The organism is Streptococcus parasanguinis CC87K (assembly GCF_000507765.1).
Taxonomy (GTDB): Bacteria; Bacillota; Bacilli; order Lactobacillales; family Streptococcaceae; genus Streptococcus; species Streptococcus parasanguinis_J.
Window position 1 is genome coordinate 884,486 of sequence record NZ_KI669401.1, and the last position, 14,889, is coordinate 899,374.

At 42.2% G+C, this 14,889-nt stretch carries 12 protein-coding genes; 5 read left to right on the forward strand and 7 right to left on the reverse strand.

Annotated elements, in window-relative coordinates:
• Positions 1-3: 3 nt before the first annotated feature.
• Positions 4-2,457, reverse strand: a complete 2,454-nt coding sequence (locus HMPREF1195_RS04330) for a bifunctional DnaQ family exonuclease/ATP-dependent helicase (RefSeq protein WP_037599469.1) — start codon at positions 2,455-2,457, stop codon at positions 4-6.
• Positions 2,458-2,575: 118 nt separating this feature from the next.
• On the opposite strand from HMPREF1195_RS04330, the gene HMPREF1195_RS04335 reads away from it, so the two are divergent.
• Positions 2,576-3,217: an MBL fold metallo-hydrolase gene (locus HMPREF1195_RS04335; RefSeq protein ID WP_023918640.1), complete on the forward strand. Its 642-nt coding sequence runs from the start codon at positions 2,576-2,578 to the stop codon at positions 3,215-3,217.
• Between the two features lie 70 nt (positions 3,218-3,287).
• On the opposite strand, the gene ftsX is transcribed toward HMPREF1195_RS04335, so the two are convergent.
• The 3 genes from ftsX to prfB form a co-directional block, all read right to left on the reverse strand.
• Entirely contained in the window at positions 3,288-4,214 is a 927-nt protein-coding gene (gene ftsX / locus HMPREF1195_RS04340; RefSeq protein WP_023918641.1) for a permease-like cell division protein FtsX, read from the reverse strand.
• Positions 4,207-4,899 (reverse strand): cell division ATP-binding protein FtsE, encoded by a 693-nt coding sequence (gene ftsE / locus HMPREF1195_RS04345; protein ID WP_003008021.1) that lies wholly within the window; start codon positions 4,897-4,899, stop codon positions 4,207-4,209. The genes ftsX and ftsE overlap by 8 nt, the downstream gene beginning before the upstream one ends.
• A 44-nt stretch (positions 4,900-4,943) precedes the next feature.
• Positions 4,944-6,039 (reverse strand): peptide chain release factor 2 gene (gene prfB, locus HMPREF1195_RS04350; RefSeq protein ID WP_100209015.1). Its coding sequence is split into 2 segments (ribosomal slippage): positions 4,944-5,966 and positions 5,968-6,039, totalling 1,095 coding nucleotides; the frame shifts between segments, so codons are not numbered across the junction.
• 175 nt (positions 6,040-6,214) lie between these two features.
• Here prfB and HMPREF1195_RS04355 point away from each other — a divergent pair.
• Positions 6,215-7,072, forward strand: a complete 858-nt coding sequence (locus HMPREF1195_RS04355) for a metallophosphoesterase (RefSeq protein WP_023918644.1) — start codon at positions 6,215-6,217, stop codon at positions 7,070-7,072.
• A 304-nt stretch (positions 7,073-7,376) separates the two neighbouring features.
• Here the strand turns inward: HMPREF1195_RS04355 and HMPREF1195_RS04360 are convergent, their stop codons facing one another.
• From HMPREF1195_RS04360 to HMPREF1195_RS04370, 3 genes are all read right to left on the reverse strand, one after another.
• Positions 7,377-8,045 (reverse strand): MIP/aquaporin family protein, encoded by a 669-nt coding sequence (locus HMPREF1195_RS04360; protein ID WP_023918645.1) that lies wholly within the window; start codon positions 8,043-8,045, stop codon positions 7,377-7,379.
• 121 nt (positions 8,046-8,166) lie between these two features.
• Positions 8,167-10,851 carry a cation-translocating P-type ATPase gene (locus tag HMPREF1195_RS04365; RefSeq protein ID WP_023918646.1) on the reverse strand — a complete coding sequence of 895 codons (2,685 nt, stop codon included), beginning with the start codon at positions 10,849-10,851 and terminating at the stop codon, positions 8,167-8,169.
• A gap of 212 nt (positions 10,852-11,063) precedes the next feature.
• Positions 11,064-11,447 carry a YwiB family protein gene (locus HMPREF1195_RS04370; RefSeq protein ID WP_003008038.1) on the reverse strand — a complete coding sequence of 128 codons (384 nt, stop codon included), beginning with the start codon at positions 11,445-11,447 and terminating at the stop codon, positions 11,064-11,066.
• 115 nt (positions 11,448-11,562) lie between these two features.
• Between HMPREF1195_RS04370 and HMPREF1195_RS04375 the strand changes: the two genes are divergently transcribed.
• The 3 genes from HMPREF1195_RS04375 to HMPREF1195_RS04385 are packed head-to-tail and all read left to right on the forward strand — an operon-like array spanning position 11,563 to position 14,884.
• Positions 11,563-12,873, forward strand: coding sequence for an HD domain-containing protein (locus HMPREF1195_RS04375; protein ID WP_023918647.1), 1,311 nt, complete (start codon positions 11,563-11,565; stop codon positions 12,871-12,873).
• Positions 12,863-13,669 carry a sugar-phosphatase gene (gene yidA, locus HMPREF1195_RS04380; protein WP_023918648.1) on the forward strand — a complete coding sequence of 269 codons (807 nt, stop codon included), beginning with the start codon at positions 12,863-12,865 and terminating at the stop codon, positions 13,667-13,669. The genes HMPREF1195_RS04375 and yidA overlap by 11 nt, the downstream gene beginning before the upstream one ends.
• A 3-nt stretch (positions 13,670-13,672) precedes the next feature.
• Complete coding sequence (locus tag HMPREF1195_RS04385) at positions 13,673-14,884, forward strand: aminoacyltransferase (protein WP_023918649.1); 1,212 nt, start codon at positions 13,673-13,675, stop codon at positions 14,882-14,884.
• Positions 14,885-14,889: the final 5 nt, after the last annotated feature.

The window sequence follows — 14,889 nt, forward strand, 5'->3', positions numbered from 1 at the left end:
CTCTCAATTCCTTTCAAAAAAGTCAGCTGCTTGCTCAACAAGCCGCTCTCTCACTGTTGTGTGAAGGGGCAACACTTGCTGCAAGCCATCTAAAATTTGTTTTCCATATCGTTTGGTCACCACCCGCTGATCCAATAAGAGGACCAACGATTCCTGGTCTTGAAAACGGCTGGTTCTCCCAATAGCCTGTTTGAGCCTTAAAATCGCGACCGGAAGGCTATAGTCATAAAAGGGATTTTTCCCCTGTTCTCTGAGTTGGGTATTCAGCTTTTGAACCATATAATCTTTAGGGTTGTCAAAAGGAAGGCGCGTGATGATTTGAATCACTTCTTTTTGTTGGGAAAAATCGACTCCCTCCCAGAAGCTTCCCGTCCCCAATAGAATGGAGCTTTCTCCTCGGTCAAATCGTCGCTTAATATTAGCTGCATCACCATTCCGATACTGGGCCAAATGAGGAAACTTCAAGGCGTTTGACGTCTCCAGTAACAATTCTTTTGAGGTAAACAAAAGAAAAATTGGTTTTCTTAGAGGAAAGAGTTCATCGATGAGCTGACAAATCTCTCCTGCATACTCCACGGAAGATAGAGAAACGACATCTGGAAAATCTATCGGCACCAACAATTCCTGGTGTTGTTTGACTGTTATTGGCACCCGGTAGATCTGCTGCTCTTGGTATCCCAAAAGGGCAGGTAAATGCACCTTTTTACTGATCGCGATCGTTGCTGATACAAAGAGCACGGTCACTTCTTCAGGCACAAACTCCTTAAAGGATAGCAAGTCCTCAACTCCTCCGTGGAGACGAAGAATCTGGTGGCTTTCGACCACTTCCTTGTCCATCCAAAAGGTTTGGTAGCGCTCATCAAACAATTCTCTTAGATTCTCTAATGATTCGTTTTTTAATTCCGATACATCCTGTCGAATTTTTGCTACTGTTTGATCAGATAAGATCGCTGGTTTTCCTTGTACAACTTCCTTAGAGCAGGCATTTAACTCAAATTGAATACTCTCCAGCAAACGTCGTTGCAGAAGATCTTTTTCCTCTTCAATAGCGTGTTGCAAGCTTAGAAGAAGAGATTGCAAGGTTTCTTCTCTCTGTGAAAACTGCTCCAAAGCAAAGAAGAGTTTTTGCGCTTCATCCACTACCAGAACAGATTCTTGAAGTAGACTCTTATCATCCTCTAGACGAGTTAACAGATAGGCATGATTGGTCAGAATTACCCGGCTGGTTTTCACTTTTTCCTGGCCCAGACGCCAAAAATCTTCCTGATAAAAAAGCGAACGCTTTGACAATTGGCCATCGTGGCAAATGTCAGCTACAAAATGAAGATGACGATAGAGTTGGCCAATTTCACTGAACTCTCCCGTTTCTGTCATCGTCAGCCAAACCAACAGTTGCATTTTAAAGCGTCGAATCATCCCGTTATCTGACTCACTCTGTAAGGCCTCATAAAATTTATCGAGTTGGATGTAATCCTTGGGACTTTTCAGGCTATGAAAGGGAATTTGGAAAAGATCTTGGATGGTCTTTCCTTCCTTCTTCATAATTTGATCCTGAAGAATTTTAGTGGGAACACTGACAAGAATGCGCTTAGAGGTTTTCGCCAAAAGCGTTAATAGATAAGCGTAGGTCTTCCCAATACCCGTTGGCGCTTCAATAAAACTCGGAAGTGGCTGTTGCAAACTATCCTCGATATAGGCAACAAATTCTCTTTGTTCCGGATAAGCTTCCATTCCCAACAGCTGCATATTGAGTTCAAACTGTTCAGATAAATGCCGACTTTCTAAAAACTGCTGTGGCTTGCGCAGATAGAGACCATGAACTTCTACTAAATGAGCTGGTAAAAAAAGGCTACTGTCTTCAAGCGCATCTTCTATTAAGAGTCGTGATTCATAAATCAAACAATCTGCCATCGAAAGAAGTTTTTCGATCAATCCTCTTGGCAAGCTCGCAATTTTCTCTCTCAATTTCAACAGCAGCTGGGCTGTTGCCATAGCATCCGCTAAAGCGGAGTGAGCATGGTGCAACTCAATTTCCAATTCAGCCGCAAGCGCTCCTAAATTGTAGCGTTCTAAAGTCGGATAGAAAATTTGAGACAATTCAACCGTGTCAATCCGAGGAGTCGTTAGCTCAAATCCTTCCCAAAAGAGGGCTTCTGCCAATAAATTCGCATCAAATTTGACATTATGGGCCACAAAGACGGCATCTTCTATTAATTCAAAAATTTCTTTTGCCACTTGTGCAAACTCTGGTGCTTTTTTCAAGCGAGCATCTGTCAGGCCAGTCAATTGTTTGATATGCTCATCCAATCGTTCATGGGGATTCACATCCGTCTCATAGGATTGCGTAATCCTTCCATCTTCGATGATGACAATCCCAACCTGAATGATCTTAGCATTACTTCCAGCACTGGTCGCTTCCAGATCCACAATGGCATATTTCCGTTTCTGTCTTGTCATAATACTTAAAATTATATCACGTTTGAGCAAGCTCTGCAGATTTTTTTCTCCTTTCATGCTGACTTCAATCCTGTTATTTTCCTCGCAATTTGATACACTATTCTAGAAAGGAGTCCTTATGAAAATCTATCGCACTGTTAATCCTGTAGCTTATGAAAACACCTACTACCTTGAAAATGACCACTCCCTCATTCTTGTCGATCCAGGTAGCGACTGGGCGACTATTCAAAAACAAATAGATCGCATCGGAAAACCAATCGTAGCAATTCTTTTAACCCATACGCATTATGATCACATTATGAGTCTTGAAAAGGTTCGTCAGACCTATCATTTCCCACCTGTTTATGTCCATTCGGCAGAAGCCAGTTGGTTGTCTTCTCCTGTCGATAATTTATCTGGTTTGGATCGTCATGCGGATTTAGAAGATGTAGTCTGTCAGGAGGCCGACTTCCTTTATGAAATTCGCTCCGATTACGAAATAGCCGATTTTCACTTTTATGTTCTAGAGACACCGGGCCACTCTGCAGGAGGAGTCTCCATCGTCTTTCCTGAAGATCACCTGGTTCTATCCGGTGATGCTCTTTTTCGCGAAACCATTGGACGGACCGATCTTCCAACAGGGAACGCGGCACAGTTGCTTAGCAGTATTAGAGAAGAACTCTTTTCCCTTCCATCTTCCTATACCGTCTATCCTGGTCACGGCCCTGAAACTTCTATTGGTCACGAGAAGATGTTCAATCCCTTCTTTAGACAATCTTAAAGAATCATGTATCCTCTTTCCTATCCTCATAAAAGGATACAAAAAAAGCAAGTGTGAACTTGCTTTTTTATTATATCTTAAGAAAACGTCTCATGGAGATTGACGAACCGATCGCACCGATCAAAATTCCTAATCCAAATAAGCCACCCACCATAATCGGTACCAAAAGATGTGGACTATAGAGATACAAGTTTTGATCTGCCAAGTTATTGTTCATCGATGTATAGACAACGTTATAAATATAGAAGACCAAAGCTGAAGGAACCAAGGCTCCCAAGAGACCAATCCAAGCCCCTTCTAAAAGGAATGGTGCACGAATATAGCCATTTTTTGCTCCTACCAGTCGCATAATCTTAATCTCACGACTACGTGAAATGATGGTAATCCGGATGGTATTAGAAATCAAGAAGACTGCGATAAAGATCAATAAAGCTACACCGATCAAGCCCCAGTTTCGGATGAAGGTTCCAAGTGCAAACAAGCGTTGGGTATCGACCCCACCATCTTTAACCTCAGAGACCCCTTCAATTTTTTTAGCATCAGCCGAAACTTGCTTTACATATTTAGGAGCCGTTGTCTCTACATAATAAGCATCATAGAGAGGATTGGCATCTCCATCAAAAATCTTCCAGTTGTTCCCAGCCGTTTTGATCAGTTTATCATACTGTTCTTCCTTGCTAGAAAAATCAACCTTGTCAACATGCTTCATGGCTGTCAGAGCATCGTAGACCTTATGGTAGTTTTCATTGGTCACGGTTTGACCGTCTTTTTCAATCTGCTCGCTCTGATCTTGAATATCCTTGCGCATGTATACTACAACCCGCACACTGTTTTGAATATCATCTGAAAGCTTGATGGTATTGGCAATAACTGAGGCGAAAATAGCAACCAAGCTAAGGGTAATCATAACCGAGCTGACCGCTGCAATCGTCATCCAACCATTTCGTTTCAAGCTTTTAAGCGATTCGATTAAGTGTCGGAAAAATCTTCTAATCATCGTATCCGTACTCTCCTTCCGCTTCATCACGCACTACACGACCATTTTCAATCGCGATGACACGGTGACGTAAAGTATTTACAATCTGGCTATTGTGGGTCGCCATCAATACTGTGGTCCCTTGCAGATTAATCCGCTCCAAAAGATTCATGATTTCCCATGAATTATCTGGGTCCAAGTTCCCCGTTGGCTCATCCGCAATCAAGACTTTCGGATTGTTGACGATCGCACGAGCAATCGCAATCCGTTGTTGCTCTCCCCCTGACAATTCATTCGGGAATGAGCGGACCTTGTGTTTCAATCCGACAAGATCCAAAACTTCCATAACACGCTTTTTAATATTGCGACGTCGCTCACCGATAACTTGCATTGCGTAGGCAATATTTTCATAAACGGTTTTCTTTGGAAGCAATTTATAATCTTGGAAGACCACTCCCACATTGCGTCGCAACATAGGAATATCGCGTTTTTTGATTTTATCCAAATCAAAATCAGCTACTTTCAAACTTCCTTTATCGTGTTTGACTTCACGGTATAAAAGTCGAATAAAGGTCGACTTCCCTGCACCAGAAGGTCCTACGATGTAGGCAAATTCTCCTGGTTCAATTTGGACAGAGACCCCGCGAAGGGCCGTCGTCCCGTTGTCATACTTTTTGACAACATCTTTCATTTCAATCATTGACATGTAATGAAATTCCTTTCATTCTTTTCTGGTTGATTCCCTCGAGGTTATTGGAGACGCCATTTAAGGTAGGCATCGATAAAGCCATCGATATCTCCATCCATCACCTTGTCCACCTGCGCTACTTCGTAGTTGGTCCGGTGATCCTTAACCATGGTATAAGGGGTAAAAACATAGGAGCGGATTTGACTTCCCCAGGTGATTTCTTTTTTATCCCCTTTTAGAGAATCCACTTCTGCTGCTTTTTTCTCTTGCTCTAATTGGTAGAGTTTAGCTTGCAACATCTTCATCGCACGATCACGGTTCCCGTATTGGGTCCGATCCACGGTGGATGCCACTACAATCCCTGTCGGAATGTGGGTCAAGCGCACCCCTGTAGAGACCTTGTTGACGTTTTGTCCACCAGCTCCACCAGAGCGGAAGGTGTCCATCTTGATATCATCATCACGAACTTCGACTTCAATGGTATCGTCTAATTCGGGCATGACCTCAACAGATGTAAAGGAGGTATGACGACGTTTAGCGGAGTCAAATGGAGAGATTCGAACCAAACGGTGTACCCCCATTTCAGATTTCAGAAGACCGTATGCATGTGGCCCTTCAAAGGATAGGGTCACAGACTTGATTCCAGCCTCATCTCCAGCCTGATAGTCCAAGACTTCAACTTTAAAGCCGTGGGCATTTCCAAAACGAGTATACATCCGAAGAAGCATGTCGCCCCAGTCCTGAGCTTCTGTCCCTCCTGAACCTGGGTGGATTTCTAGGATGGCATTATTATTGTCATAGGGTTCAGACAATAGCAAGGTCATCTCATAGCTGGTCATACGTTTATCCAGCTCCTCCAACTTCTCGATCAATTCTTCTTTGACCGAATCATCTTCTGCCAAAAAGTCCAGTAAGATTTCTGACTCATCAAAGAGATCCACCATTTGATGGAAATTTTCATAGGTCTGCTTGAGTTCATTTAATTCTTGAGATGTCTTTTGCGCAGCAATGTTATCATCCCAAAAATCAGGTTCTGTCATTTTATTTTCTAAAATGGCAATTTCTTCTTCCAATGCCTCTAAGTCAAAGAGACCCCCTGAAAGAAGCTAATTTTTCACGATTTGCGTCAATTTTTTGACGAATTTCTGAAATGTCCATAAGTACCTCTTTCTATGTATCTAGTCTATTATATCATAACCTTCACTATTTGCCCACCTTCCAATATTGGATCTACTGGTTGACCACTGCCAAGCCAGCTGATTTTCAGCATTTTTTCTATTCATTTGTAACCTAATTGTTAGAAAAAAAGATCCTCTTATGCTAGACTGGTAGCATGACAACAGTAGCTTTTATGTCCGATTTACATATTGATTCAAACAACTTTGGAAAAGATGAATTAGAGACTCTTATCACTCTTTTCAAGGACAGAAAAATTCAACATCTCCATATTGCAGGAGATATTGCCAACGGCTTTGAAAAGACCTCACAAGAATTTTTAGCCCAACTCCAATGTCAGCTTCCTGTGACCTTTAGCTTGGGAAATCATGATATGTTGGGTCTATCAGAAGAAGCCATGAGACCTTTTGAATTTCAAAAGATTCCTTTTTCAAAGCATACACTCCTTGCCTTTTCTGGCTGGTATGACTACAGCTTTGTTCCTAATCTCTCTCCCCAAAAACATCTCCAAACCAAGAATCTGTTTTGGTTTGACAGACGCCTCCAACGAATGGGAGCTGATCCAGCCATTACCCAACGTTTGTTGCGAGAGCTCGAAACAGAACTCATGCAAGTGGATCAACCCCTGATCATCGCTATGCACTTTGTTCCCCATAGTCAGTTTCTCCTACGCCACCCTTATTTTGAACGTTTCAATGCTTTTTTAGGGAGCCAAGCCTTTCATGAGCTTTTTAGACAATTTCCTGTCAGAGAAGTAATTTTTGGTCATAGCCACCACCGAATGCCAGCAACAACGATTGACACGATCACCTATCATGCCAGACCTTTAGGCTATGTCAGAGAATGGGAGCTCTGCAAACAATTCTTTGAGGTTTTTCCTGAATATGATTTTCCAAAACGATACGACCCCTACAAACGCTATCGCAGAATTAAAGACCTTCCTGAATTTAAAGCCTACAAGAAAAAACAGCTTGCTCATGAATTTTCTCAAGCCATGACTATCCTTGAACTATAATAAAAAATAGTCCCTCTGGAACCAATTTCAGACTGAAGACAAAGTCATCTAAAAACTTTCCTTAGGTGAGTACGGACGTCAGCGAACTTCGAAGAAGTTCCATGACTTAGTTTTGGACCTAAGGTTCCAAAACTCCCGAGTGCTAGAAACAAGAGTGTTTCTAGCACTTTTCTCACAAAGGAAAGTTTTAGTTGATGATTGAATAATGCTAACAGATAATTTTTTTGTCTTTATAAAATTTATAAGATTTGCAAAGAAGAACATTTTATCTACGTTCTCAAAATTGTTCCTCTGGAATCATTTTTTATTCTTCTGTATCTAAAAGATTTTTTGCAACAATTGCTGCGAGAATTCCTCCGACAATTGGAGCCAAGATAAAGATCCAAATTTGTTGAAGTGCTGCACCACCAACAAAGAGGGCAGGTGCCAAGCTACGAGCTGGGTTAACAGAAAGTCCTGTAATGTTCAAACCAACAAGAATAATTAAAGTCAAGCTCAAACCGATCACAAGACCAGCGATCTTGCCATTTCCTTTAGAAGCTGATGTCACTGTCATGATGACCAAGATAAAGATAAATGATGCAATCACTTCAAACAAGAAACCGCCAAATGGAGTCACTCCTTTAGCCAAGGCATTTTCACCAAGACTAGCTGTTGACATACCTGAATTTGACAAGAGGAAGAGTACTGTTGCAGATGCGAGAACCGCCCCCACTACCTGCGCTGCAACATAATTAACCAAGTCTTTAGATGACAAGCGTTTGTTCACAAACATGGCAATCGAAACAGCTGGGTTTAAGTGGGCGCCAGAAACAGTTCCAATTGAGTAAGCTGCTGCAACAATGGACAAACCGAATGCCAAGGCAATTCCTAAATGTCCAAGACCTTCTGTCCCATTTCCAAAAACAACTGCGCCAGTCCCGATAAAGACAAGCATAAATGTGCCGATTACTTCAGCAAAAAACTTTTTCATAATTAAGTTTCCTTTCTTCAAGCTGTTGACTAGTTTATCAAAAATCCACACCTACCTCAAGAAATATGCCCGGTCCATTTTGCCCGCAAAAAAAGCCATCCGAAGATGACTTTTTTTATGTTTATATAGCGTTTTTATCTTTTCCAAGTGCACGTTGAACGGCTTTGACAATCTCAACGAGAACAACAATCAAGAGCGAACCAATCAAAACGGCCAACCATTGTGTCAAACTCAAATGAGACACATGGAAGAGTTTGTTAAATCCAGGGACAATGATGGTTGCCATCAAGAGAACAAAGGCAACTGGGATAGACCAGTTAAAGGTCTTGTTCTTAAAGAGTCCCACTTTAAAGATCGATTGGTAAACCGATTTGACGTTAAAGGCATGGAGCAATTGGATCAAACCAAGAGTTGCAAAGGCCATGGTCAAAGCGTCTGCATGGATTTCTGCACGAGTCGCATGTTCTGGAGAGAGCAAGGCCCAGCCATAAACACCAAGAACTAGCATGGTTTGGAAGATACCTTGATAAAGAATGGCTCCAAAGACCCCACCATCAAAGAAGTTAGACTTACGTCCACGAGGTTTGTGGGTCATAACACCTGGCTCAGCTGGTTCCACACCAAGAGCGATGGCTGGTAGCGTATCTGTCACCAAGTTGATCCAGAGAAGATGTACTGGTTGTAACACATCCCATCCAAAGAGGGTTGCAAAGAAAATGGTGAAGACCTCCGCCATATTGGCAGACAAGAGATACTGGATAGATTTTTGGATATTGGAGAAGACCTTACGTCCTTCTTCTACCGCTACGATAATGGTTGCGAAGTTATCATCGGCAAGGACCATATCAGAAGCTCCCTTAGAAACCTCTGTACCTGTGATCCCCATACCGATACCGATATCAGCTGTCTTCAGTGATGGTGCATCGTTAACCCCATCCCCTGTCATGGCAACAACCTTACCTTCATTTTGCCATGCTTTCACGATCCGAACCTTGTGTTCAGGTGATACACGCGCATAGACAGAGTATTGTTTGAAGACCTTTTGGAATTCTTCATCAGAGAGTTCGTTCAACTCAGCCCCTGTGAAGACATGGTCTTCTGTATCATTTGGATCGATGATTCCAAGACGTTTGGCAATAGCTTCTGCAGTATCTTGGTGGTCACCCGTGATCATAATCGGACGGATTCCTGCTTCCTTAGCGACACGAACTGCTTCTGCAGCTTCTGGACGCTCAGGGTCAATCATGCCGACTAAACCAGAGAAGATCAGGTCAGACTCAACAATTTCAGATTCCAAGGTTGGAATTTCATTGCTTGTCTTATAAGCCATCATCAAGACACGGAGGGCTTGTTTGGCCAAGTCTTTGTTGGTAGCAAGGATAGCTTTCTTATCTTCATCCGTGATAGGGCGAACTTCCCCATTGACTTCAATACGCGTCACACGTTTGAGCAATTGATCAGGAGCCCCCTTGACAGCGATAAAGTAAGAACCGTCTGCTTCTTTATGAATGGTAGACATGAGCTTACGATCTGAGTCAAATGGCAATTCCGCCACACGTGGCTCACACTTCAAGACTTCACGAACATCAAAGTTGTGGTCCAAACCAAACTGTACCAAAGCAGTCTCTGTTGGGTCACCGATCAACTTGCCAGATGGATCCACCTTGGTATCATTGGCAAAGTTCATGATTCGAAGGGTATTGTTGCTAGCTCCAATTTCTGTTGCTGCACTTTGCAGTTGACCGTTGGTATAGACCTTCTCAACCGTCATTTGGTTCATGGTCAAAGTACCTGTTTTATCAGATGCGATGATTTCTGTTGAACCAAGTGTTTCAACGGCTGGCAATTTACGAACAATTGAATTCCGTTTGGAAAGGGTTGTCGTTCCCAATGATAGAACAATGGTTACAATGGCAGGAAGTCCTTCTGGAATAGCCGCAACCGCAAGGGCAACCGCCACCATCAAGCCTTCTAATGGATGTTCTCCACGAACGAAGACACCAACCAGGAAGGTCACTGCGGCAATAGCTACAATGAGGTAAGTCAAAGCTTTAGAAAGTTGTTCCAGACTTTGCTTCAACGGCGTTTCCGTTTCATCGGCATTGGCTAACATATCTGCAATCTTACCGACTTCTGTATACATACCCGTGTTGGTCACGACCCCTGTACCACGACCATAGGTCACGTTTGAGTTTTGGTAACCCATATTGACACGGTCTCCGATACCAGCATCTGCCTCAACAAGGCCAGTCACATCTTTTTCAACTGGAACAGATTCTCCTGTAAGAGCTGCTTCTTCGATCTTAAGAGAAGCTGCTTCTAACAAGCGCATATCGGCTGGAACTACATCTCCAGCTTCCAGAAGAACGATATCCCCGGGAACCAATTCTTTTGAGTCAATCTCAATCACATGACCGTCTCGGCGGACACGCGCTAACGGACTAGACATATTTTTCAGTGCTTCGATAGCTGCTTCTGCTTGCCCTTCTTGGTAGACACCAAAAGCTGCATTCAAAACAACAACGGCTAAGATGATCATGGCATCTGTAAGGCCGTCCATTCCTTCTGTGATCACAGAGAGAGCTGCAGCGATCAACAAGATGATGATCATCAAATCTTTAAACTGATCGATAAACTTAGACAAGAGGCTACGTTTTTCACCTTCGTCCAGTTCATTATGACCATAAGTCGCTAAACGTTCTTGAGCTTGAACAGTTGACAAGCCTTCAATTGAAGAGTCCAATTCCTTTAGAACTTCTTCTTTACTCTGTGTATAAAACAAAGCTTTATTTTGTTCTTTTGACAAAATAATTTCCTCCTTATAGCTTTCTACTAGGTCTCTTTTGCACAAAAAAGAGACCTGTTTGAAAAAACAAGTCTCGCCGTTTAATATAGTGCCGGAAATAATTTCGTAATGACGACACTATCGCGGAAAACCGCCAGCTACTCCCTTGAGTGGTTTTATTATACCATTTTTATAGAATAAAGCAAGCAGGATCTCGAATAATTTAATGAGGATTATTCTTCCCATTCCACCAGCAATTGATAATTGGCAAATTCCTGTTCGCCATCGAGAGTTAACAAGCGATAAGAGACTTGCAAATGACCTGCTTCTAATTGAAAGAGGTCTGTTGTAATCAAAAACTGCTGAATGCCCATCGGAGTTGGGATGATTGCCCCACCATCTTCATTTTTGTAGAAACGCATGATGGATTTAGGACTTGAGAATCGTGTCATGACCAATTCATCGTTGGAAAATTTCAAAGCAACCTTTTCATCTTCTTCATTGGTATACAAGAGATATTGAAAACCTGCTTTTTCCTTCCATTCACCTTGATAGTACTGATCAACAATTTCCATTTCTTCTCCAAATCGAATGGTATTTTGAATGCGAATCTGCATCTTTGTCTCCTTCTCTTCTTTTCTTGCCATACTATTCTATCAAATTTTACGCATTTTGACTGCCCCTATTAGCCTCTAGATCGCAAAATAGGCTTTTTTTTGCTATAATAGACCCATGAATGAAAAAGTCTTTCGCGATCCCGTGCATGATTACGTTCATGTGGATCATCCCATCATTTATCAATTAATTAATAGCAAAGAATTTCAACGACTACGCCGCATCAAACAACTGGGGACATCTGGTTTTACCTTCCACGGTGGGGAGCATAGTCGTTTTTCTCACTGTCTTGGCGCCTATGAAATTTCAAGACGCATTCTGTCCATTTTTGAGGAAAAGTATGCAGAGCAATGGCATTCTGATGAAAACTTACTGACCATGACAGCCGCCCTTCTTCATGACATTGGACATGGTGCCTATTCCCATACCTTTGAAGGACTGTTTGGGACCGATCATGAAAAAATGACCCAGCTGATCATCACCAGTCCAGAGACGGAGGTCAATCAGATCCTCTTACAGGTAGCTCCTGATTTCCCAAATCGTGTAGCCAGCGTCATTGATCATACCTACCCCAATAAACAAGTGGTGCAATTGATTTCTAGTCAAATTGATGTGGACCGGATGGATTATTTACTGCGGGATGCCTACTTTACGGGTGCTTCCTATGGAAAATTTGACTTGACCCGTATTTTGCGCGTTATTCGACCGATTGAAAATGGCATTGCCTTCCAACAAAATGGCATGCATGCTGTCGAGGATTACGTGGTCAGCCGTTACCAAATGTATATGCAGGTCTACTTCCACCCAGCTACTCGTGCCATGGAAGTCCTCCTTCAAAATCTACTCAAACGCGCTAGAACCATTTATCCAGATCAGAAAGAGTATTTTCAACTGACTTCACCTCGCTTGATTCCATTTTTTGAAGAAGAAGTCACTATCCAAGACTACTTAAATCTAGATGACGGTGTGATGAATACCTATTTCCAAGTCTGGATGGATAGTCCGGATACCATCTTGTCTGATCTTGCTCAGCGCTATATTAATCGGAAAGTCTTTAAATCGACTCTATTTACAGAAGATAAGCGAAAAGACTTAGCAATCCTTGAAAAACTGATTAAAGAGGTTGGGTTTAATCCAACCTACTACACCGCTATTCATCAAAATTTTGACCTGCCCTACGATATTTATCGACCAGAGCTTGAAAAACCGCGGACCCAGATCGAGATGATCCGAAAAGATGGGAGTCTCGCTGAATTGTCTCAGTTGTCTCCACTCGTCGCTGCTTTAGCAGGAACTCGCTATGGGGACAACCGCTTCTATTTCCCAAAAGAAATGCTGGAGGTTAATGGACTTTTCAGTAAGCAAGTAGAGGAATTCACTTCCTATATCACCAATGATTATTTTACAGGAGAGACGGATGTCCATTAAATTAGTGGCGATCGATATCGATGGTACACTTCTCAATTCAAAAAAAGAGATCACACCTTCCGTATTTGAAGCCATTCAAGACGCTAAAGCTGCAGGCGTTAAAATAGTTATCACAACCGGTCGTCCTATCGCAGGGGTCTCAAAACTTTTAAAAGAACTCCATTTGATGGATCCTGGAGACTATGTCATTACCTTTAATGGCGGTCTGGTGCAAGAAACCGCTACTGGAAAAGAACTCATCAAAGAACTTTTAGATTATGAGGACTGTCTCGATATCGAGTCTCTTGCTAACAAACTCCAAATCCACTCTCATGCGATTACTAAAGACGGCATCTATACCAGCAATCGAGATATCGGACGCTACACCATTCGTGAATCCCAACTGGTCAATATGCCCCTTTATTACCGGACGCCTGAGGAAGTTCGTGAGAAAGAATTTGTCAAGGCCATGTATATCGATGAACCAGATATTCTAGATGCTGCGATTGCAAAAATCCCTAAAGAATTCAAGGATCGCTTCACTATGGTCAAATCAGCCCCTTTTTATTTAGAAATTCTAGGGAAAACAACCAATAAGGGATCAGCTGTTCTTCATCTAGCTGAACGACTTGGAATTCAGCAAGAAGAAACCATGGCCATCGGAGATGAGGAAAATGACCGTTCCATGCTAGAAGTCGTGGGACATGCCGTCGTTATGGAGAATGGCAATCCAGCTCTTAAAAAAATTGCTACAACTATTACCAAATCAAATGATGAATCTGGCGTTGCATACGCCATTAGAAAGTGGGTATTATAAGAAATGTACCATTACCAGCTAGGAATTTCTGCTAGTGAGCATGATGACTTTGTTATTCAGAGTGACCAAACTAATCTCTTACAAAGCAGCTCATGGGCAAAAATCAAAGATAATTGGGGAAATGAACGGGTTGGTTTTTATCAAGAAGACCAATTAGTCGCTGTTGCTAGCATCTTGATTCAACCCCTGCCACTTGGCTTTTCCATGCTCTACATTCCTCGAGGTCCAATCATGGATTACCAAAACAAAGAGCTGGTTTCATTTGTGATCCAGTCCCTTAAAAAGATAGCCAAACAATACAAGGCCTTGTTTGTGAAATTTGATCCAAGTCTTTTCTTGAGTAAACACTTGATTGGACAAGAAAAGACGGAAGCTCCTACTGTGCAAGCGATGATCGACACCTTAACTAAAGAAGGGGTTGAATGGACTGGCCGAACCAGTGATATGGCAGAAAATATCCAACCACGCTTTCAAGCAAATATCCACAAAGAGTTTTTCACCGAGCAAGATCTTTCAAAATCTACTCGACAAGCCATCCGAACTGCTCGAAACAAAGGAATCCAAGTCCAATTTGGCGGAACCGAATTGTTAGAGGACTTTGCTTCTCTCATGAAAAAGACTGAGGCTCGTAAAAGCATTCATTTACGTGGAAAAGACTACTACGAAAAACTGCTCACGACCTACCAAGGACAATCCTACATTACCTTGTCTACGCTAGATCTCGAGAAACGGAAAACCTCCCTTACAAAAGATCTTGAAAAAAACAAGGCCGAGGCTGAAAAATTCACCGAAAAAACAAAGCCTGGCAAAGTTGAGAACAACCAAAAAGAAAAAGAGCGTATAGAGGAAGAACTGCAATTTCTTGAGCACCATCTCCAAACAGGTAAAAAGATCGTTCCTTTATCTGGTACCTTAAGCCTTGAATTCGGTGGGACGTCTGAAAATGTTTATGCAGGGATGGATGAAGAATTCCGCCGTTACCAACCCGCCATCCTCACCTGGTATGAAACTGCCCAACACGCTTTCGACCGTGGTGCTTCTTGGCAAAATATGGGAGGCATTGAAAATTCACTAGATGGTGGACTCTATCATTTTAAATCTAAGTTTAATCCTATCATTGAAGAATTTGTTGGGGAATTCAACCTTCCAACAAGTCCACTTTATCCACTTGTAAACACAGCTTACAAGATCCGGAAAAAATTAAGGAGTAAATAAGTTAC